This is a genomic window from Erwinia sp. GW821-FHT03D09, assembly GCF_059420805.1.
Map to the genome: position 1 here is coordinate 15,740 of NZ_JBWKUK010000019.1, position 21,031 is coordinate 36,770.

General features: G+C 52.8%; 20 protein-coding genes. 10 read left to right on the plus strand and 10 right to left on the minus strand.

Translation table 11 applies throughout. The features are described 5' to 3' along the window. Positions 1 to 232: 232 nt before the first annotated feature. The 3 genes from AC07U6_RS18005 to AC07U6_RS18015 all read left to right on the plus strand — a co-directional run bounded on the left by AC07U6_RS18005 (position 233) and on the right by AC07U6_RS18015 (position 4,729). Positions 233 to 1,786, plus strand: coding sequence for a glucan biosynthesis protein G (locus tag AC07U6_RS18005; protein WP_494762266.1), 1,554 nt, complete (start codon positions 233 to 235; stop codon positions 1,784 to 1,786). Beyond that, positions 1,779 to 4,328 (plus strand): glucans biosynthesis glucosyltransferase MdoH, encoded by a 2,550-nt coding sequence (gene mdoH, locus AC07U6_RS18010; protein ID WP_494762267.1) that lies wholly within the window; start codon positions 1,779 to 1,781, stop codon positions 4,326 to 4,328. Before AC07U6_RS18005 ends, mdoH begins: the two co-directional genes overlap by 8 nt. Before the next feature lie 167 nt (positions 4,329 to 4,495). Further along, positions 4,496 to 4,729: a YceK/YidQ family lipoprotein gene (locus AC07U6_RS18015; RefSeq protein ID WP_494764466.1), complete on the plus strand. Its 234-nt coding sequence runs from the start codon at positions 4,496 to 4,498 to the stop codon at positions 4,727 to 4,729. 27 nt (positions 4,730 to 4,756) lie between these two features. Here the strand turns inward: AC07U6_RS18015 and AC07U6_RS18020 are convergent, their stop codons facing one another. After that, positions 4,757 to 5,155, minus strand: a complete 399-nt coding sequence (locus AC07U6_RS18020) for a MysB family protein (protein WP_494762268.1) — start codon at positions 5,153 to 5,155, stop codon at positions 4,757 to 4,759. Positions 5,156 to 5,447: 292 nt separating this feature from the next. Between AC07U6_RS18020 and AC07U6_RS18025 the strand changes: the two genes are divergently transcribed. Then, entirely contained in the window at positions 5,448 to 6,797 is a 1,350-nt protein-coding gene (locus AC07U6_RS18025; RefSeq protein WP_494762269.1) for a carbohydrate porin, read from the plus strand. A gap of 66 nt (positions 6,798 to 6,863) precedes the next feature. Here AC07U6_RS18025 and AC07U6_RS18030 read toward each other — a convergent pair whose 3' ends face one another. Beyond that, positions 6,864 to 7,784: a Kdo(2)-lipid IV(A) acyltransferase gene (locus tag AC07U6_RS18030; protein ID WP_494762270.1), complete on the minus strand. Its 921-nt coding sequence runs from the start codon at positions 7,782 to 7,784 to the stop codon at positions 6,864 to 6,866. A 442-nt stretch (positions 7,785 to 8,226) separates the two neighbouring features. On the opposite strand from AC07U6_RS18030, the gene trhO reads away from it, so the two are divergent. Beyond that, on the plus strand, positions 8,227 to 9,273 hold the full coding sequence (gene trhO, locus AC07U6_RS18035) for an oxygen-dependent tRNA uridine(34) hydroxylase TrhO (protein ID WP_494762271.1): 1,047 nt from the start codon (positions 8,227 to 8,229) through the stop codon (positions 9,271 to 9,273). A gap of 50 nt (positions 9,274 to 9,323) precedes the next feature. Here the strand turns inward: trhO and AC07U6_RS18040 are convergent, their stop codons facing one another. Together AC07U6_RS18040 and AC07U6_RS18045 are read right to left on the minus strand one after the other, a co-directional pair. Continuing rightward, positions 9,324 to 9,899 (minus strand): YceI family protein, encoded by a 576-nt coding sequence (locus AC07U6_RS18040; RefSeq protein ID WP_494762272.1) that lies wholly within the window; start codon positions 9,897 to 9,899, stop codon positions 9,324 to 9,326. Between the two features lie 22 nt (positions 9,900 to 9,921). Beyond that, positions 9,922 to 10,476 (minus strand): cytochrome b, encoded by a 555-nt coding sequence (locus tag AC07U6_RS18045; protein WP_494762273.1) that lies wholly within the window; start codon positions 10,474 to 10,476, stop codon positions 9,922 to 9,924. 593 nt (positions 10,477 to 11,069) lie between these two features. On the opposite strand from AC07U6_RS18045, the gene proP reads away from it, so the two are divergent. Beyond that, positions 11,070 to 12,548 carry a glycine betaine/L-proline transporter ProP gene (gene proP, locus AC07U6_RS18050; RefSeq protein WP_494762274.1) on the plus strand — a complete coding sequence of 493 codons (1,479 nt, stop codon included), beginning with the start codon at positions 11,070 to 11,072 and terminating at the stop codon, positions 12,546 to 12,548. 52 nt (positions 12,549 to 12,600) lie between these two features. Here proP and solA read toward each other — a convergent pair whose 3' ends face one another. From solA to AC07U6_RS18080, 6 genes are all read right to left on the minus strand, one after another. Next, a complete protein-coding gene (gene solA / locus AC07U6_RS18055) occupies positions 12,601 to 13,716 on the minus strand; it encodes an N-methyl-L-tryptophan oxidase (protein ID WP_494762275.1) in 1,116 nt (371 codons plus the stop codon). Positions 13,717 to 13,824: 108 nt separating this feature from the next. Beyond that, positions 13,825 to 14,082, minus strand: a complete 258-nt coding sequence (gene bssS, locus AC07U6_RS18060; protein ID WP_494762276.1) for a biofilm formation regulator BssS — start codon at positions 14,080 to 14,082, stop codon at positions 13,825 to 13,827. 213 nt (positions 14,083 to 14,295) lie between these two features. Continuing rightward, positions 14,296 to 14,571 carry a hypothetical protein gene (locus AC07U6_RS18065; protein ID WP_494762277.1) on the minus strand — a complete coding sequence of 92 codons (276 nt, stop codon included), beginning with the start codon at positions 14,569 to 14,571 and terminating at the stop codon, positions 14,296 to 14,298. Between the two features lie 121 nt (positions 14,572 to 14,692). Beyond that, positions 14,693 to 14,938, minus strand: a complete 246-nt coding sequence (gene dinI / locus AC07U6_RS18070; RefSeq protein WP_205065177.1) for a DNA damage-inducible protein I — start codon at positions 14,936 to 14,938, stop codon at positions 14,693 to 14,695. A 76-nt stretch (positions 14,939 to 15,014) separates the two neighbouring features. Beyond that, complete coding sequence (gene pyrC / locus AC07U6_RS18075; protein ID WP_494762278.1) at positions 15,015 to 16,067, minus strand: dihydroorotase; 1,053 nt, start codon at positions 16,065 to 16,067, stop codon at positions 15,015 to 15,017. A 139-nt stretch (positions 16,068 to 16,206) separates the two neighbouring features. Next, a complete protein-coding gene (locus tag AC07U6_RS18080; protein WP_494762279.1) occupies positions 16,207 to 16,770 on the minus strand; it encodes a lipoprotein in 564 nt (187 codons plus the stop codon). Between the two features lie 323 nt (positions 16,771 to 17,093). Between AC07U6_RS18080 and rimJ the strand changes: the two genes are divergently transcribed. The 4 genes from rimJ to murJ all read left to right on the plus strand — a co-directional run bounded on the left by rimJ (position 17,094) and on the right by murJ (position 20,957). Next, positions 17,094 to 17,687, plus strand: a complete 594-nt coding sequence (gene rimJ, locus AC07U6_RS18085; RefSeq protein WP_494762280.1) for a ribosomal protein S5-alanine N-acetyltransferase — start codon at positions 17,094 to 17,096, stop codon at positions 17,685 to 17,687. Between the two features lie 7 nt (positions 17,688 to 17,694). Next, a complete protein-coding gene (locus AC07U6_RS18090; protein WP_494762281.1) occupies positions 17,695 to 18,348 on the plus strand; it encodes a DUF480 domain-containing protein in 654 nt (217 codons plus the stop codon). Continuing rightward, positions 18,349 to 19,281 carry a Gfo/Idh/MocA family protein gene (locus AC07U6_RS18095; protein ID WP_494762282.1) on the plus strand — a complete coding sequence of 311 codons (933 nt, stop codon included), beginning with the start codon at positions 18,349 to 18,351 and terminating at the stop codon, positions 19,279 to 19,281. Positions 19,282 to 19,418: 137 nt separating this feature from the next. Continuing rightward, a complete protein-coding gene (gene murJ, locus AC07U6_RS18100) occupies positions 19,419 to 20,957 on the plus strand; it encodes a murein biosynthesis integral membrane protein MurJ (RefSeq protein WP_494762283.1) in 1,539 nt (512 codons plus the stop codon). Positions 20,958 to 21,031 lie beyond the last annotated feature (74 nt).

A 21,031-nucleotide genomic window follows, 5' to 3' on the forward strand; every position in this document is an offset into this window, starting at 1 on the left:
TTACAATGCAGGTTCGCCCTGAACCAACCTAAAGCTTGCTGCTTACTTTAATAGAGTAAACACAGGTATACTATCAGTCGAATCTGTATCCGCTAACCACTTGAGAATCCGGCGCTTGCGCGTTCGGAATAGTGGAACAAAAACGCGGTCATGCTGTCGGAATGCTTAATTATCCATTAAGATGTTTAGGATTGATTTTCGCACCCGTAAAGGGGGGGATGTGCTGATTAAAATGAACAAAAAACCAAAACTCATGCAGCTACGTTGGGTTGGTGCTGCAGTTTTGCTTGCGATGTATGCCAATTCGGGATGGGCGTTTAGTATTGACGATGTTGCAAAACAGGCAAAGGATTTGGCCGGTAAAGGTTACGAAGCGCCGAAGAGTAATCTGCCTTCTCAGCTGCGCGATATGAAATATGCCGACTATCAGCAGATTCAGTTCAATCATGACAAAGCCTACTGGGGTAAGCTGAAGACGCCATTTAAGCTTGAATTCTATCACCAGGGCATGTATTTCGATTTGCCGGTCAAACTCAATGAAGTGACCGCCAACAGCGTTCGGGCCATTAAATACTCACCGGACTATTTCAATTTTGGCAATGTGCCGCACGATCCGGATACGGTTAAGAATCTCGGCTTTGCCGGATTTAAGGTTCTGTACCCGTTAAACAGTAAAGACAAGAAAGACGAGATCAGCAGCTTCCTCGGTGCAAGCTATTTCCGTGTCATCGGCGCGGGCCAGGTGTACGGCCTGTCCGCACGCGGTCTGGCGATTGATACCGCACTGCCGTCCGGTGAAGAGTTCCCGCGCTTTAAGGAGTTCTGGATTGAGCGCCCGAAACCGCAGGATAAGCATTTGGTTATCTATGCGCTGCTGGACTCACCGCGTGCGACCGGTGCTTATCGCTTCCTGATCTCTCCAGGTAAAGACAGCACTGTCGATGTCACTTCAAAAGTCTATCTGCGCGACAAAGTGGGTAAACTGGGGATTGCGCCGCTGACCAGCATGTACCTCTTCGGTGCAAATCAGCCGTCGCCGGTGACCAACTATCGTAAAGAGCTGCACGATTCAAACGGCCTGTCGATTCATGCTGGTAATGGTGAATGGATCTGGCGTCCGCTGAACAATCCTCGTCACCTTGCCGTCAGCACCTTTACCGTGGAGAACCCGCGTGGATTCGGTCTGCTGCAGCGCGGGCGTGATTTCAACCTGTATCAGGATCTGGACGATCGCTACGATCTGCGCCCAAGCGGCTGGATTGAGCCAAAAGGCGACTGGGGTAAAGGTCGTGTTGAACTGGTAGAGATCCCAACCACCGATGAAACTAACGATAACATCGTGGCGTTCTGGAGCCCGGAAAGTCTGCCTGAACCGGGTAAAGAGATGAACTTCTCCTACCGCCTGCACTTCACCCGTGATGAAAACCTGCTGCATTCGCCGGAGACGGCCTACGTGAAAGACACGTTGCGCTCCACTGGCGATGTTAAGCAGTCTAATCTGGTACGCCAGCCGGACGGTACCGTTGCCTTTATTGTTGACTTTGTCGGCCCGGAAATGAGCAAACTGGCGCAGGATACGCCGGTAACGCCGCAGGTAAGTATCGGCAATAACGGTGAGCTGGTTGAGAACAGCGTTCGCTATAATCCGGTCACTAAAGGCTGGCGCCTGGTAATGCGTCTGCGAGTGAAAGACAATAAACAGCCGACTGAGATGCGTGCTGCACTGGTTAACGGTGATAAGACGCTGACAGAAACCTGGAGCTACCAGCTGCCTGCCAATGAATAAGACAACCGAGATACCCGTTGAATACATTGACGCGCTGCCGCTTCCCCCTGAACGGCAGGGGGAACTGCGTGGTAAAGAGAGCTTCAGCCAGCTGCATTTTGATCTGGCGGGTGAAGCTCCGTCTGACATCCGTGCTGATGATGTCCCTCAGCAGTCGGTAAAGGCACGCGTTGAAATGAGCTGGCCCGAGTCAATTGATGAAGGCCGTCAGTTCGATCAGGATGCACTTAACCGTACTACGCTCAAGGCTATGCCGCCGCATACTCGTTCCTCAATGTATCCCGAGGAGTGGCGTACCAACCCGGTTGCCCGAGCGTGGGACTCGCTGCGTGGGCGCAAAAGTACTCATCGCTATGCCACTAAGGAAGAGCAAAAGAGCGAAGATAACTGGCGCTATGTCGGCTCCATTCGTCGCTATATTTTGCTGCTCCTCACCGTTTTCCAGACGGTAATTGCTACCTGGTATATGAAGACTATCCTGCCTTACCAGGGATGGGCGTTGATCGATCCGATGGATATGATCAATCAGAACTGGCAGCAGTCGCTGTTGCAGATCCTGCCTTACGTGCTGCAAACCGGGATTCTGTTCCTGTTTGCCATCCTGTTCTGTTGGGTTTCCGCAGGATTCTGGACCGCGCTAATGGGCTTCCTGCAGCTGCTGATCGGCAAGGATAAGTACAGTATTTCCTATAAGACGACCGGTGACGAGCCGATCAACCCGGAACACCGTACCGCGCTGATTATGCCGATTTGCAACGAAGATGTGGAACGCGTCTTCGCCGGTCTGCGTGCGACCTGGGAATCGGTAGTGCGTTCCGGTGAACAGCAGCATTACGACGTCTATATTCTGAGTGACAGCTACAATCCGGATATCTGCATGGCAGAACAAAAGGCGTGGATGGAGCTGGTGCGTGACGTGGGAGGGGAGGGGCGTATTTTCTATCGCCGCCGCCGCCGCCGTGTGAAGCGCAAATCCGGTAACATCGATGACTTCTGCCGCCGCTGGGGCAGCCAGTACAGCTACATGGTCGTACTGGACGCCGACAGTGTGATGAGCGGCGAGTGCCTTAATGGCCTGGTGCGAATGATGGAAGCTAACCCGAACGCCGGTATTATCCAGTCTTCGCCAAAGGCTTCCGGCATGGATACGCTTTATGCGCGCTGCCAGCAGTTTGCTACCCGCGTATACGGTCCGCTGTTTACTGCCGGTCTGCACTTCTGGCAGCTGGGTGAGTCGCATTACTGGGGGCATAACGCCATTATTCGCGTTAAGCCGTTTATCGAGCACTGTGCGCTGGCTCCGCTGCCGGGCGAAGGGTCTTTCGCCGGTTCGATCCTGTCCCACGACTTCGTTGAAGCTGCGCTGATGCGTCGTGCGGGCTGGGGAGTATGGATCGCTTACGATCTCCCGGGCTCTTATGAAGAGCTGCCGCCAAACCTGCTTGATGAGTTGAAGCGTGACCGCCGCTGGTGCCATGGTAACCTGATGAACTTCCGCCTGTTCCTGGTCAAAGGTATGCACCCGGTACACCGTGCGGTATTCCTGACGGGTGTGATGTCCTATCTCTCCGCACCGCTGTGGTTTATGTTCCTTGCGCTATCAACGGCGCTGCAGGTGGTTCACACACTGATGGAGCCGCAGTACTTCCTGCAGCCAAGGCAGCTATTCCCGGTCTGGCCGCAGTGGCGTCCTGAGCTGGCAATCGCGCTGTTCTCGACCACGCTGGTGCTATTGTTCCTGCCGAAGCTGCTGAGCGTAGTGTTGGTGTGGTGCAAGGGGGCGAAACCTTACGGTGGAGCTCTGCGCGTGCTGGCCTCGCTGTTCCTGGAAATGCTGTTCTCGGTGTTGCTGGCACCGGTGCGTATGCTGTTCCATACGGTGTTTGTGGTTAGCGCATTCCTCGGCTGGGAAGTGGTGTGGAATTCACCGCAGCGTGATGATGATGCTACGCCGTGGAGCGAAGCCTTTAAGCGTCATGGTTCGCAGATGCTGCTCGGCCTGGTGTGGGCCGGGGGGATGGGCTGGCTGGATCTGAACTTCCTCTGGTGGCTGTCGCCGATTGTCTTCTCGCTGATCCTGTCGCCGTTCGTTTCGGTGTGGTCCAGCCGTCGCACGCTTGGCCAGGCGTCGAAGCGCGGTAAACTGTTCCTTATTCCGGAAGAGTATCAGCCGCCGCAGGAACTGCTGGATACCGATCGCTATGTGGAGCTGAATCGCGAGCGCGCGCTGGATAACGGCTTTATGCATGCGATGTTCCACCCGTCGTTTAACGCGCTGGCCAGTGCGATGGCAACGTCTCGCCACCTGAAAAGCGATATCCTCGACTATGCCCGTGACCGTCGCGTTGAGCAGGCGCTGAGCCAGTCACCGGCTAAGCTGGGTCGCGACAGCCGCCTTGCGCTGCTGAGCGACCCGGTCACACTGTCGCGGATGCATTATCGCCTGTGGCAGAACGCGGATAAATATCACGACTGGTTGGATCATTACCACACGCTGCCGCTCAATCCGCTGGCGTTAAATAATGCGAAGTCATTTCAGTAAAACCGCGCCTTAGCCGGTGCGGGTGAATAAAAAGCCGGGATGCGCCCCGGCTTTTTTTATCCCTGTCGATCGAGGATTTACGCATAATTTTCACTACGGGCTATGGCGTGATGTGAAACTGTGAGTAGAATAGTGCGTTTTTTACCCTAAAGTGCGATGCGGTGAGTATGTTCTTACGTGGTTTAACGGTTAGTCTTTGCGTGCTGGTGTTGAGCGGGTGCGGCAGTATTATCAGCAGAGCCGTGCCCGGGCAGGGACACGGCAATCAATACTATCCGGGTGTACAGTGGGACGTCAGGGACACGCCATGGCGCTTTCTGACCATCATCGATCTCCCGCTTTCGTTGGTTGTTGATACCCTGTTGCTGCCGATTGATGCTAAACACGGACCTTACGAATAGCACTCCGGGGTTTGGCCTGGCGGAAGCCTACGCCCAGCGGTCAGACTCAGTGTTATCATCCTCCCACTCCTTAGCGGCGGCATCGGCTTCTTCAGTACCTTCAGGCGGCACCAGCTGAAATTCGCCCTCATCCCATTCGTGTAGGGTATTTTCAGCCAGCCACTCCTGACGAAGTTCGATCTCATCGAAGTCACCGTCAAAAATTGCCTGTGCTGCCTCACCGCTGCGCAGCGGCAGGCATTCACCTTCATCACCTTCGTTAGTGAAAAACTCCACCTGCCACATGATGTCGCCATCCCGCATCACATATTTCTGCATCGCGAACTGTTCAACGGACGCTTCTTCCTCAATCACTTCCGGATTCGCGGCAAGATACTCTTCGCGAGCGGCGTCGATGGCTTCTTCCAGAGTTGCATAAAGGGTCATGTACTTCTCCTTGCTGGCGTTTAAGTAAAAACATCGTTAAGTGTTATCGCTGTGTTTCAAGATGCAAGGAGGCGATGAGGAATTTTTTGCCAGATGTGCTGATGGTGTTGCCGTACCGCAGTAATCTGCATCCGAAGGCACCGATGTCTACGCGGCTCTGTGCGGTTTATCCGCTGAGCGCACGATTTAAATAAAGGAAAGTGCCTGAGAAGTGGTTAATTAGCGCCGCGCACAGTGATGTGCTGCCAGGCAGCCTGTCGCCCCGAACTCTCACTATTTAAGGATGACTGATATGGCAAGGATTTTAACCACGCGTAAACCCTGGAAAAAGAAAAAGGCCGGACTGCTACCTCTGGGACTTGCACTGGTTTCGTTTTCCGCACTTGCTGATACCCCGCCATTTTCGCTGAACTCTCCCTGGCTTCTGGGGGACTGGGGCGGATATCGCCAGAAGCTGGCTGATGACGGCGTTGATTTTCAGGTGGGCTATACCATGCAATCCGCCGCGAACCTGGCGGGGGGATATCGTACGGCAACCACCATGCGTTATGCCGATCAGTGGACCTTTGGCAGCACGCTCGATCTGGATAAATTGTTGAACTGGCAGGGAGGAACCTTCCAGGCCACAATCACCAATCGTTCCGGTGAAAATTTAACCTCTCATATTAACGATCCGCGCACTGGCGGTTTATCTAACGTGCAGGGGATCTCCGCGCGTGGTGATTATCTGCGCCTGACGCAATTCTGGTTAAATCAAAGCCTGTTCAATAACTGGTTGGACGTAAAACTGGGGCGTGTAACCACCAACGAAGACTTTGATACGGCAAAACTGGGGATGTTCCAGAACTGGGCAATGGGGAGCGGACAGCCTGGACACTGGCGTAACGATCGCTGGTTTAACGCCCCGATATCACAGTGGGGCGGAAGGGTGAAACTGAATCTGCCTGAAGATCTTTATCTGCAGGTAGGTATTTATAATCAGAACAAGGTCAACAACACCAAAGCCAACGGCTTTCGCTTTGATATGCGCCACGGCGAGGGAAATCTGGTACCGATGGAACTTGGTTGGCAGCCAAAATTAGGTGCCGACAAACTCCAGGGTAACTATCGTCTGGGCGGCTATTACAGCTCAACGAGCGGCGGTAATTACAGCAGCTGGCATGACGGGAAATACGGCAAGACAAATCATGCCTACGGTGGTTATTTGTTAGCTGAACAACAACTTACCGCTACCGACGGTGATAATACTCGTGGCCTGGGCATTAATTTCCAGTACATCATGAACGATCACCGAACTTCAAAGTTGGATAACTACCAGTCGCTCGCCTTAACATGGGCCGGGCCGTTCGATGCGCGTCCGAAGGATGAAATTGGTATCGGCATGGCGCGCATCCACGTCAACCACGACTATGCGAAGATGCGCAATGAGCAGAACCAGGATAAAGGGGTCAGCGACTATCACGATATGTCTTATATGCCGCTGCAGAAAGGGTCTGAGTGGAACTACGAGGTTTACTACAATGTGAAGGCAACGCGTTGGTTAAGCATCAGGCCTAATTTACAGCTGATTACTAAACCGGGCGGTGTCGATCAGGTGCAGGACGCGTTCGTTGGCGGTATTGCCGGGGACATTACGTTCTAAATCGTTAACGGTTTGAGGAGTGCCTGCCAGCCCGGTAAAGCGGTCTGGCAGGAAAAAAACAGCAGATCAGTAGAGCGAAGGCTCGCCTTCCGGGCGAGTTTTAAAACGGCGGTGCAGCCACATATACTGCTCAGTGGCCATCAGTACGCCGTGTTCTACAATCTTATTCATTCGTGCTGCGGTGGCGCTTTCATTTTCCAGTGGTATATCCTGTTCTTCCGGCAGGATCACCATCTCATAACCTTTCCCGGACGGCAGCCGACGAGGTACGAAAGGAATGACCGCCGGATTACCGCTGCGGATTAACAGATAGCTGCCTTTGGTGGAGGCGGCCTGCTCAACGGCAAAAAAGGGTACAAAGACGCTGCTTTTGGGGCCGTAATCGTGGTCCGGCGCGTACCAGATAATGTCGCCATTTTTAAGCGCGCGAATCATTCCCTTAAGATCCTTGCGGTCCAGCATACTCTTATTGGAACGCATACGTCCCCAGGTTTGCAGCCAGTCCAGGAGCGCGTTGTCATTCGGGCGATAAACGCCAATACCGGGGTTATGGATACCGAAAATGCGCGCGCCCAGCTCCAGCGTCAGGAAATGCATGCCGATCAGCAACACCCCCTTTTTATCCGTTGCCGCTTTAGCAATATGCTCAAGTCCCCTGACCTGAAACCAGCGGCTTACCCGCCAGTCCGGCCAGAACCAGGCCATCCCGGTCTCAATCAGTCCCATTCCCAGCGACTCGAAATTGCGAACCACCATGGCTTCACGCTCGGCAACAGGCATCTCCGGGAAGCATAGTTCCAGATTACGTCTGGCGACGCTAACGCGGCGTTTAAGAAAGCGCATAGAAAGACGTCCGAGGCCACATCCGGTGTAATACAACACCGGATAGGGTAACAGGACCAGAACATAAAGCAGGGCGATACCCAACCAGGTAAACCAATAACGAGGATGCAGCAATGCGCGGCTAAATTGGGGCAGCTGAGTCATGAGTTTCCAGATCGTAAAGGGGGAAATGTTATCCTGTCCATGGGGGTTTATTTATGGCCTATTGTGCCATTTAGTGTATATCCTGCGAAATAACGCGCTGTTTGGGTGATTTTTGCTCGAAAAACAAGGTGCTAATTATTTTAATAAAACCTAATGCTTCCCAATAATCTCACCTTGATTACTAAGTTATTCGGGTCTTAACAGGCCGCAAATGGCTGACACCATCCCCGACGAAGAAGATCATAGCATGTGCCTGTGGTTTTTTCCTGGTACTGAAATTTAGGTGATGGACTTTTATCCGACTGAATCGGCTTAGAAAGTCGATGAGGCGTTGTCAATCCGCGAACCGAACAGGGGCAACAACGGGAAGTGCAATTCGCCATAATTCAGGTATGATAGCGCCGCAAAAATTTCTCTCTTTCAGAATTCAGGAACGAACACCATGCCAGTGTTACATAACCTTGTTTCCAATGAAGAGCTGAAGGCACGCATGCTGGCTGAAACCGAGCCGCGTACCACAGTATCTTTCTATAAGTATTTCAACATTGATAATCCAAAAGCCTTCCGCGATGCGCTTTATGTTGCGCTGACCAAACTGAAGGTTTTTGGCCGCGTTTATGTCGCCGCTGAAGGTATTAATGCTCAGATCAGCGTTCCGGCCAGCCAGTATGAAACCATGAAATCCATGCTGTATGCGTTCCATGCACAGTTGGATAACCTGCGGATGAACATCGCGTTGGATGACGATGGTAAATCCTTCTGGGTGCTGCGTCTTAAAGTCCGCGAGCGCATTGTTGCCGATGGGATTACCGATGATACTTTTGACGCCAGCGACGTGGGTGCCTATCTGAAAGCGGCTGAAGTGAATGCCATGCTTGACGATCCGCAAGCCGTTTTCGTTGATATGCGTAACCATTATGAATACGAAGTGGGTCACTTCGACAATGCGATGGAGATCCCGGCGGATACCTTCCGCGATCAGCTGCCGATGGCCGTGGATATGCTGCAGCAGGACAAAGACAAAAAAATCGTCATGTACTGCACCGGCGGAATTCGTTGTGAAAAGGCCAGCGCGTGGATGCGCCATAACGGCTTTGAGAACGTCTATCATATTGAAGGCGGCATTATTGAGTACGCGCGTCGTGCCCGTGAGCAGGGGCTGCCGGTGCGTTTTAAGGGCAAAAACTTTGTCTTTGACGAGCGAATGGGGGAGCGCATCTCAGAAGATGTGATCGCCAACTGCCACCAGTGCGGCGCACCGTGCGATACGCACGTGAACTGCCTGAACGACGGATGTCATCTGCTGTTTATCCAGTGCCCGAGCTGCGCCGAGAAATTCAATCACTGCTGTAGCCCGCTTTGCATGGAAGAGCTGGCGCTGTCGCCGGAAGAGCAGCGTTCCCGCCGTGCTGGCCGTGAGAATGGCAATAAAATCTTCAATAAGTCTCGTGGTCTGCTCAGTACCACGATGCATATTCCGGAAGAGTAATTTTCAGTGAAACGCCACCCTCCCCGATGGGAAGGTGGCGATCTCCGTGCTTACTGGCGCACGCCCTCAACGGAAATAATCAACTCAACTTCCTGCGAAGCCGGGCCTAAATCGGATTTGATATTAAAATCTTTCAGGGCAAATTTGCCGGTTGCCTCGAAGCCTGCTCGCTCGCCGCCCCATGGATCTTTACCTTCTCCAGTCAGCTTCGCTTCCAGCTTCACCGGTTTAGTCACGCCGTTCAACGTCAGATTACCGTCCACGTTCAGCGCATCGCCATTTTTCGATACGCCGGTTGAGGTGAAGGTCGCCTGCGGGAATTTACTGGCGTTAAGGAAATCTGCGCTACGCAGGTGTTTATCGCGCTCGGCATGATTGGTATCGACGCTGCCGGTATTGATCGTTACGTTGACTTTATCTTTGGAAGGATCGGCCTGATCGTAGGTGAACCCCCCGTCGAAATCTTTAAAGCTGCCGTACAGCCAGCTGTAGCCAAGGTGTTTAATGCGGAACTGAACGAAGGCGTGCTGGCCTTCTTTATCAATTTTATAATCAGCCGCTGCGGCAGTACCGGCGGTCATCAGTAGTGCTGCGGTGGTTAATCCTAGAATAGTATTCTTTAACACGAGACTTCTCCTTCTCCAAAGGTTAATCGATGCGAAAACCCAGCATCCGTTTCAACGTAATATCTTTATCAATAAAGTGGTGCTTCAGTGCGGCAAGCCCGTGAAGTCCTGACAGGATAACCACAGCCCAGGCCAGCCAGAGATGGATATCCCCGGCCAGATCCGCCTGTTCACCGAGGTTGGAAAACGCGGCAGGAACGGGAACCACGCCGAAGACATTTATCGGTTTTCCTTCAGCGGTAGAGATCAGATAGCCACTAAACAAAATAGCAAACAGCACGCCATACAGCAGAAGATGCGCTGCAATCGCACTATAACGGGTGAGCGGAGAGTAGCTGCTGAGCGGCTTTGGCGGTGGGGAGATAAAACGCCATACCACCCGCATGAGCATTACGGCGAACAGCACCATACCGATACTTTTATGCAGCTCTGGTGCTTTGTGATACCAGGTATCGTAATAGCCGAGTGTCACCATCCAGAGTCCGAGTGCGAACATGCCATAGACGGCGATGGCAACCAGCCAGTGCAAACTGATGCTCAGAGAGCCATAACGGGTAACACTATTTTTCCACTGCATAATTCACCGATTGTCATTTTTTTATTAAGACTGGCCAAGTGAAAGGTTAAAATCAATAGCTAATTTCCCCTAATGACAAAATAATTTTTTATGTCAAATTATTTGAATATTAATCACAAAAAACACTCAGTAAACCAGTTTGTTTTTGCAGGTTAGTGGAAGTTTTATGGTTTTGTGGTTGAACTTTAACCATTTCGGTATTGCAAAAACATATTCTATTTTTTTGTTTGTTTTATCGACTATTGTCAATTATTTGTCATTTTTTGTCAATCTTTGCTGATAAAGATATATTAAAAATACTAATATCTTTCTCTTGTGTATAGTTTCAGTGGTGGAAAAAACCAAGAAGTGATATTTTGATATTTGTTAATCACACTGAATTTATGTAATTTGGCTTAAAATGCGGTTAATTTTAATTATTTCGGAGTTTTGTATGCATTAAAGATACGTAAGCAAGGGTGCCAGCGGTATTCGTTGCTTACCGCCATCTCACATTTCGCTGCGTTATAGCTTTCTTCCCCTTTATGTATTCCTGCTCGATCTGGTGAAGAAAGCTATAAGGCTGCTCAATCTACTGCGTGACAGGGAGCGCTATGAGCAACTTATCCGTTCACAATGCATCGCAAAAAAAACATTTCTGGCAAAAAAAATCAGCTAAAAAAGAGCTGAGCGTTGACGACATCACCATCGTCGATAAGGACATGCTTAAGCGCGCCGTGGGTGCGGCTGCGCTGGGTAACGCCATGGAGTGGTTTGATTTTGGCGTCTATAGCTATCTTGCCGTGACCATAGGTAAGGTCTTCTTCCCCGGCGGTAGCCCTGCCGCTCAGCTGTTAGCCACATTTGGCGCGTTTGCTGCAGCATTTCTGGTTCGGCCTCTGGGAGGCTTAGTGTTCGGCCCGTTGGGCGATCGCATTGGCCGCCAGAAAGTACTGGCACTGACTATGATTTTGATGTCGATTGGCACATTCTGTATCGGCCTGATCCCCGGGTATGCCTCAATCGGCATCTATGCTCCGGTACTGCTGCTGCTGGCACGTTTGCTGCAGGGCTTCTCTACCGGTGGCGAGTACGGCGGTGCGGCTACTTTTATCGCGGAATATTCTACCGATGAGCGCCGTGGCTTTATGGGTAGCTGGCTGGAGTTCGGTACGCTCGGCGGGTACCTGCTGGGAGCTGGGTTGGTAACCTGCCTGACAGCGGTGATGCCTGAGCAGGCGCTGCTCGACTGGGGCTGGCGCATCCCGTTCTTTATCGCGGCGCCGCTGGGACTGTTTGGCCTCTATATCCGACTAAAGCTGGAAGAAACCCCGGCGTTTCAGAAGCATATGGAAAAACAGGAGCAGCTTGAGCACAGCAAGCCGCAGATGGGGCTGTGGGCGATGTTGAAGACTTATAGAGCGCAGATGCTGAAGTGTATTGGCCTGGTGCTGCTGTTTAACGTCTCAAACTATATGCTGACCTCATATATGCCGAGCTATCTGACCGGCATACTCGGTCTGAGCGAGTTAAGCAGCCTGCTGCTTATTCTGGTGGTGATGTTTGTCATGATGCCGCTGACGCTGTTCTGGGGGCACTGGAACGATCGTCTTGGTCGTCGTCCGGTTATCTGGGGCGGTGCGGTTGGACTGATCCTGTTGGCGATCCCCTGCATGATGTTAATTGGCACGGGGAATATGCTGCTGGTCTTCATCGGATTGATTATTCTCGGTGCGCTGCATACCTGCTTCAGCGGTTCAATGCCGGCCACGCTACCTGCACTCTTTGCAACCGATATTCGCTACAGTGCGCTGGCGATAGGTTTTAACCTCTCGGTTTCGCTGTTCGGCGGTACCACTCCGCTGGTCACCACCTGGCTGGTGGAGAAAACCGGTAATCACCTGATGCCGGCATACTACCTTATGGGAGCCGGCGCGATTGGTGTGATTACCGTCTTCACCCTGCGCGAAACGGCACGTAAGCCGCTGCGTGGTTCTGCCCCTTCGGTTGGCAGCCGTGCCGAGGCGCACCGTCTGGTCAATAAGCTGCGCCTGCGTAGTCAGAAAGCGCTGGCGAGCGAAATCAAGAAGTAATGTTCAGCAGAAACTATGCAAATAAAAACGGCTCAGAATTGAGCCGTTTTTATTAGGAAAAACGGGTAAGGCTGAACGGCGTTAAATCAAACTCGCTGCTTTTGCCTGCGGCAAACTGTGCGGCAATCTCGCCCAGCACACTGACGAACTTAAACCCGTGCCCGCTTAAGCCGGTGATAATCATCCGGTCAGGGTGAGCGGAGAAGGTATCAATAATGAAATCCTCATCCGGCGAGTTGTCATAGGTGCAGGACTCACCGCGCAGGCAAACGCCAACGCCCGGCAGGAACTGGCGTAAAAAACCGAACAGTTCGCTGCCGTCTTCCGCCACGCTGCCAAACGGCTTGCGCTGTTCAGGAGTATCAATCGGCTGCCCACCTTCGTGTTTGCCGATTTTAATGGCGTTATTGTCCGCCGGGAAACCGTAATAGTGAATGCCGTTCGGCATTTCGGCAGTGAACGCCGGGAACTTGTTGTTCTCACTGTACCGGCCATCCGCCTGGTGCCAGGCAAACACTTTACGTACCGGGGTGACCGGCAGGGAAGGATAAAGCGTTTTGACCCAGGTTCCGGCGCTCAACAGCAGCTTACGTGCCTGATAGACGCCTTCAGGTGTAGTGACTGTCTGCAGGCCATCCTGTTCATCGATCGCACTAACCTCGCAGTTAAACAGCTGGGCGCAGCCCGCCTCTTTTGCCAGGCGGATATAGTTTTTGATGGCGAGTTCGGATTTCAGATAGCCGGAACGCGACTCAAAGACCCCAATATAGCCCTGAGGCACGCTGATCTGCGGCCAGCGGGTGGTTATCTCTTCACCGCGCAGTATCTGCACCTCAAGATTAAACTCGTGCGCGCTGCTCATCACGTTTTGGATGAACTCGGCGTTTTCCGGCCCCAAATTCAGCACGCCGCTGCGATGCATAATTTGTTCGCCACACTCTTTCTCCAGCGTATCCCAAAGCTGCTGGGCGCGGAGCACCATTGGTACATAGCGCGCGCCTTCGCCGTAGGCATGGCGAATCAGTCGGGTTTCGCCATGATGGCTACCTGCCGTATGGGGAGGGTGGGCACGGTCAATCATCAGCACTTTCAGCCCGGCACGTGTTGCATACCACCCGGCGGCGGCCCCAACGGAACCACTGCCTACCACAATTAAATCGTAAACCATTTTTACCCGGCCTCTGGTTGGAACACTATTCCGTGCAGAATAACAAATTATTGCGGGTATGAAAAAGGCACCCAGTGGGGTGCCTGTTGGTGTTGAACAGATTAAAGATCAGTGTTTTTTGTAATCGCGGTCCTGGTAATCGGTCGCTTCGATCTTGGCAATGCCAGCTTCAAGGATGGAAATAAACTGGCGAGCGACATCTGTGGTCAGCCAATAGGTCTGGCCGACTTCCGCTTCATCACGGTGTTGCTCGTTGGAGGACAAGGAATGCAGACGAATCATCATTGCATCGTAGCTGTCTACTGTACTGATATCCCACCCAATGAGGGGATGTGTCTGGATGACATCTTTGTTGTTTCTGTCCATTATAACCCCCTTTTTACTCGTGTTAATGATGACAACGAAGTTATTTATCGAGGTTCAATGCGGCTTCTTTTATTGCAGCTTTGTAATTATAACAGCACTTTTTAGTATGACAGAATTATATTTTTTAACGGTAATCAGTAGAACGTTGTTTGAATATTAATTGTACTGATGCGAGTGAAAAATAGTCACCCCAGCCCTTAAAACAGAATTATCTCACTCGTGGGTGTCCGGTGGTGTGGCAGAAAAACCCAGCCGTTTTTCGATATCATCGGCAAAGCTGATGAAGTGTTTTTGCAGCTGCTCGTCGCGGTTCTGATTTTGACCTTCCAGCCGCAGACTGTGTATTAACAGCTGATTAGCTTTGTCATCCAGGCAAAAGGTCAGCCAGGAGAATGCGTTTTCCAACACGGTAAGGCGGCGCTGTTGCTCGCCGATCACTTCCAGGAGCTCCCCAAAAGTCATTGCCTGCTCAGGATTGTCATGGACCATTAACGACACCTCGGTAATAAACAACGGCGGGATGAGTGATTCAGATTAGGGGATAATTTGAACGTCGTCTATCCCCTGGATGGCCGCGATCGCGCAGAAAGACAATATAAAAAGGCAGGGCTTAATCGGTAATAAACCAGTCGTCGGCGCTTTCCCAGGTTTCCTGTAAAATTTCGCTAATGAGATCCTTCGCTTCTTTACCCCCGCCCATCACCGTCAGGCTATTGGCACCGGCGTAGCGCACCGAAATGGTATTGGTGCCGTCTGGGAACTGTTTATCAATTCTTTTGCTGAGCTCCTGCGTCAGCGCTTCAATCGCGCCAGCAGGCAGTGAGGTGGTTTTTGCTACAGTGACTTCTACACGCATGAGAGCCTCCGGCTAATTTACTGTAAATATATACAGTAAGTTAACCAAAGGCAATCACTGCATCAGCTAAAAATGCTTATGCTTTAACGCGCCAGTTGAGGGTTTCGCCGGCGAGGAATGGAATGACGGTATGGCCATCGTTACCGACAGCAACGCTTTCCGCCACGGTCCATGGCTGGCGTTCCAGCGTGATGGTACCCTCGTTCAGCTGCAGGCCGTAGAAGTTCGGGCCATTTTCAGAACAAAATGCCTCAAAGTGCTCCAGCGCACCAATTTCTTCAAACACCGTCGCGTAGGCCGACAGCATGGACGGTGCATTGAATACCCCGGCGCAGCCGCAGCTGGCTTCTTTGCGATCGCGGGTGTGCGGAGCAGTATCGGTGCCGAGGAAGAAGCGACGGTTGCCGCTGGCGACCGCATCACGCAGTGCCTGCTGGTGGATATTACGCTTCAGAATCGGCAGGCAATACAGGTGCGGGCGAACGCCACCGACCAGCATGTGGTTTCGGTTAAACATCAAATGCTGAGGGGTAATAGTGGCGCCAAGGAACTCGTTGCCTTCCAGAACAAAAGCAGCAGCTTCTTTGGTAGTGATATGTTCGCACACCACTTTTAACTCCGGGAATTGCTTGCGCAGCGGTTGCAGCACGGTTTCGATAAAGCGGGCTTCGCGATCAAAGATATCGATATGTGCATCGGTCACTTCACCGTGGATTAGCAGCGGCATGCCGATTTTTTGCATCCGCTCCAGCACGGTAGCAATGGTGGCGATGCTGGTCACGCCGTGAGCTGAGTTGGTGGTGGCATGCGCAGGGTAAAGTTTCGCGGCGGTAAATACGCCCTCGCGGAAGCCTTTTTCGATTTCATCAGGATCGAGGCCATCGGTAAGATAGCAGGTCATCAGCGGGGTAAATGCGTGCCCGGCAGGTACCGCAGCCAGAATACGCTCACGGTAGGCGCGGGCGGCGGCGACGCTGGTCACCGGCGGCACCAGGTTTGGCATCACAATCGCTCGGCCACAGACCTCACTGGTAAAGGGCACTACCGCTTCCAGCATATCTCCATCGCGCAGATGGATATGCCAGTCGTCAGGGCGGCGAATAATTAACTGCTGAGGTTGTGTGGTCATGCGATGTGCTCCGGCAAAAGAGAAAGGTAATAGCAGGTTTTGGCCGGGTACTAAGGATAGGGATAAAGCGAAGGGAATGCACCAAGTTTATGGCGGATAAGTGAAAAACGGTACGGAAAGCCTCCGTACCGTAATGACATCAGTCAGTGAAAGGGATCACCAGCTCGCCGGGCTTCACTTCCAGCCCTTTGGCAAAGCGTTTGGCCAGTGATTCCGCCTTACTGCGGTCGGTACTTAACACATAGGCCGGTTTCTGATTGAAGTAGTTTTTCAGTGATTCATTGAGATAAGGAGTCAGCGTTTTCAGCACACCCTGCATTTTTTCCGGCTGTACCTCAACGTCAACCAGTTCCATATCTTTCAAATAGATGGCACCCGCGGCGGCATCAAAGGTAGGTTGCGCTTTCATTTTCAGCTTCATATCCGCCTGCTGTGGGCCGAAAAGCGAGCTGATGTTCACTTTGGCATTTCCCGTCAGTGTGACTTTATTGGGTTCTTCGCGACCGATCTGACTGTTCAGGTCGTTGAGAACAATATGCGCATCAACCAGGCCAGGGACGCCGATCTGTTTTTCATAGTTATTATGCTTAACCAGCGCCTGATTAATTTCCTGCTCGCTGATACTGTACTGTGCAATCTGATTACAGCCGGTGAGCACGCCTGCTAACAGCAGGGCACACAGACCTAAATAACGTTTTTTCATAATTATCCTCTGTTATTACACCGGCAATTTCCAATCCGACCGGAGGGATAGCATGCACCATGTGGCTTGATTCGTCACCAGGACAAAGCCGATTACCCTGAGGGAAAATCACAACTGAATATGTCTGACTATTTAAAAATGCTACGTGGGCCCTGTTCTTATCCATCTGTATTTTTCATGTTTGTTTCACACATTTTTTGCTGTCAGTATTTTCCAGGGATTCTGATGGCAGGTATAGTGGCAGACAGCGAGGCCAGTACCTGCGGGTGCGACCGGCCTGATGAGTGAGAATATTGACCCGGCCACGGATTTCAGGAGAAAAGATGTTTGGCTATCGTACCGTTGCGCCGAAAGTGCGCCTGACTACCGACCGGCTGGTCGTGCGGCTGGTCCATGAGCGTGATGCCTGGCGCCTGGCTGATTACTATTCTGAGAACCGGGCATTTCTTAAACCCTGGGAACCGGTTCGCGATGACAGCCACTGTTATCCCTCCGGCTGGCAGGCGCGGCTTGGACTGATCGCGGAAATGCAAAAGCAGGGCAGCGCTTTCTATTTCGCGGTGATGGACCCGGACGAAAATGAAATTCGCGGCGTGGCTAACTTTAGCAATGTACTGCGCGGATCGTTTCACGCCTGCTATCTCGGTTATTCACTGGGGGAAAAGTGGCAGGGGCAGGGAATGATGTTCGAAGCGCTGCAGACCGCTATTCGCTATATGCAACGACAGCAGCGTATGCATCGTATTATGGCGAATTATATGCCGCACAATCAGCGCAGCGGCGATTTACTGGCGCGCCTCGGCTTTGAAAAAGAAGGCTATGCCAAAGACTATTTGTTAATTGACGGACGCTGGCAGGATCATGTCCTGACGGCGTTGACCTGGCACGAATGGCTGCCTGAACGGCGTGGAGCGTAACGATATCATGATTAAGAGTCCTTTCAGCGCGACCGAAGCGCGTGTAGTTGGCTGCCTGCTGGAAAAGCAGGTCACTACTCCGGATCAATATCCGATGTCGCTTAATGGCGTGGTTACCGCCTGCAATCAGAAATCTAACCGTGAACCGGTAATGACGCTCAGCGACAGCGAGGTGCAAAATACCCTCGATCTGCTGGTTAAAAAACATCAGCTGACGGCCATCAGTGGTTTTGGCAGCCGGGTGGTGAAATATGAGCAGCGTTTCTGCAATTCTGAGTTTGGCCAGCTGAAATTCAGCCCGGCTGAAGTGGCGCTGATTACCACGTTGCTGTTGCGCGGAGCGCAGACGCCCGGTGAGCTGCGCACCCGTAGTTCGCGGATGCATGACTTTAGCACTATGGCGGAAGTTGAACAAACGCTGGAAGGATTGAGCAACCGCGAAAGCGGTGCGCTGGTGGTTCGCCTGGCGCGGGAACCCGGCAAGCGTGAAAGCCGTTATATGCACCTTTTCAGCGGAGAGCCGGATGAGGCCAGCCTGACAGATGACGGCAGTGATGTTGCTGATGAAGGGCTGAGTGCACGCGTGGATCAACTGGAACGGGAGGTGGCGGAGCTGAAGCAGCAGTTGGCCGTCCTGCTTGAAAGCCGGGACGGTGAATAAATGGCCGCGCTAAGAGTAGGTATTGTCGGCCTGGGTGGCATCGCGCAGAAAGCCTGGCTACCGGTTCTCACCCGCACTGACGGCTGGACGATTTCAGGCGCGTATTCGCCCAATCAACAAAAAGCGCGGTCTGTTTGTGACGCTTACCGTATTCCGCTACTGGCTTCCCTTAACGATCTGGCTGCGGTCAGCGATGCGGTATTTGTGCACAGCAGTACCGCCAGCCATTTTGGCATTGTTGATATGCTGTTACGTGCCGGGGTAGACGTCTGCGTCGATAAACCCCTGGCGGCCACCTACGATGAAGCAGAACAGTTGGTAGAGCTTGCCGCGTCGAGAGGCCGTAAGTTGATGGTGGCTTTTAACCGTCGATTTGCGCCGCTCTATCTGCAGCTGCGCGCGGCACTCTCTCAGCCTGCCTCACTACGCATGGATAAACATCGCAGTGACAGCGTAGGGCCGCAGGATGCGCTGTTCACCCTGCTGGATGATTACCTGCACGTGGTGGATACGGCGCTCTGGCTGAGCGGCGGGGAAGGGGTTTTTCAGAGCGGTGTACTGCAAACCAATTCGCAGGGGCAGCTGCTGTATGCCGAACATCATTTCCGTGTTGGCAACATCCAGGTGACCACCAGTATGCATCGCCGCGCCGGCAGCCAGATGGAAACGGTACAGGCGGTGGACGATGGGGCGGTATTTCGCATCGACGATATGCGCGACTGGCAGCAGGAGATCGGGGGACGTATCGTTATCGATCCGATTCCAGGCTGGCAAACGACCCTCGAACAGCGCGGTTTTACTGGTGCTGCGCATCATTTTATCCGCAGCATTGAAAATCAGACAATGCCGGAGATCGCTGGTGAGCAGGCGCTGGTCGCACAGCGCTTAGTGGAAAAACTCTGGCGCGACGCGGATTGCGGCCGATTGCCTTAACCCTGTGTGCATCCCGACAGAGGCGATGGGTTTATAGGGTGTAACAATCGTGAGTGGTTATTTCCTTTCATTTCCGTAGACTATCCCCACCATATTCCGGCCGCTCCGATGGCCGGAAAACTCAAATCAGGAAACACATGAACCTGTTGAAATCACTGGCAGCGGTCAGCTCTATGACCCTGTTTTCTCGTGTGCTGGGATTTGCACGCGACGCGATTGTGGCGCGAATTTTTGGTGCAGGGATGGCCACCGACGCCTTTTTTGTGGCGTTCAAATTACCTAACCTGCTGCGCAGGATCTTTGCGGAAGGCGCATTCTCTCAGGCTTTTGTGCCGATCCTCGCCGAATATAAAAGTAAGCAGGGTGAAGAAGCTACGCGGATCTTCGTGGCCTATGTATCAGGTCTGTTGACCCTGGCGCTGGCGGTTATCACCCTTCTGGGTATGTTTGCCGCGCCCTGGGTGATCCTGGTGACGGCTCCGGGATTCGCCGATACGGCCGATAAATTTGCGTTGACCTCATCCCTGTTGCGGGTAACGTTCCCTTACATCCTGCTGATTTCGTTGGCGTCGCTGGCCGGGGCGATCCTCAATACGTGGAATCGCTTTTCAGTACCCGCTTTTGCTCCGACCTTGCTTAACGTCAGCATGATCGGCTTTGCGCTGTTTGCTGCACCGCACTTCAATCCTCCTGTCATGGCACTGGCCTGGGCGGTGGTGGCGGGCGGCGTATTACAGCTGGGCTATCAACTGCCGCATCTGAAAAAAATCGGCATGCTGGTACTACCGCGGCTTAACCTGAAAGATGCCGGCGTCTGGCGGGTGATGCGCCAGATGGGACCTGCGATCCTCGGCGTATCCGTTAGTCAGATCTCACTGATCATCAACACTATCTTTGCTTCTTTCCTCGCCTCTGGTTCCGTTTCCTGGATGTATTACGCCGATCGCCTGATGGAGTTTCCGTCCGGTGTTCTGGGCGTGGCGCTGGGTACTATTCTGCTGCCGTCGCTGGCGAAAAGCTTTGCCAGCGGTAACCAGGACGAATATTCGCGCCTGATGGACTGGGGCCTGCGTCTGTGCTTCCTGCTGGCGTTACCGAGCGCGGTGGCGTTGGGGATACTGGCTAAGCCGCTAACCGTGGCACTTTTCCAGTACGGCAAATTCACCGCGTTTGACGCGGTGATGACCCAGCGCGCGCTGATTGCCTACTCGGTCGGTTTGATGGGGCTAATAGTGGTTAAGGTACTGGCCCCCGGTTTTTACTCGCGGCAGGACATTAAAACGCCGGTAAAAATCGCCATGGTGACGCTGGTGATGACGCAGGTAATGAATCTGGCGTTTATTGGCCCGCTGAAGCATGCCGGACTGTCGCTATCAATTGGTCTGGCAGCCTGTCTCAATGCGGCACTGCTCTACTGGCAGCTGCGCAAACAGGATATCTTCCAGCCGCAGCCTGGCTGGCGCAACTTCCTGGTGCGTCTGCTGTTCGCCGTATTGGCTATGGCCGCTGCGCTGCTTGGCGTGCTGTACGTGATGCCTGACTGGGCGACGGGTAATATGCTGTGGCGTCTGATACGCCTGGCTGCGGTTTGCGCCGTGGGCGGTGGCGTGTACTTTGCCGTGCTGATGCTGTTGGGCTTTCGGCTGCGTGACTTTGCCCGCCGGACGGTGGTTTAGCGTCTTGCGTTAAACAATGCGGATTAATGCTGAAAAAGAATCGCCTGCGGGCGATTTTTTTCGCCTGGGAATAT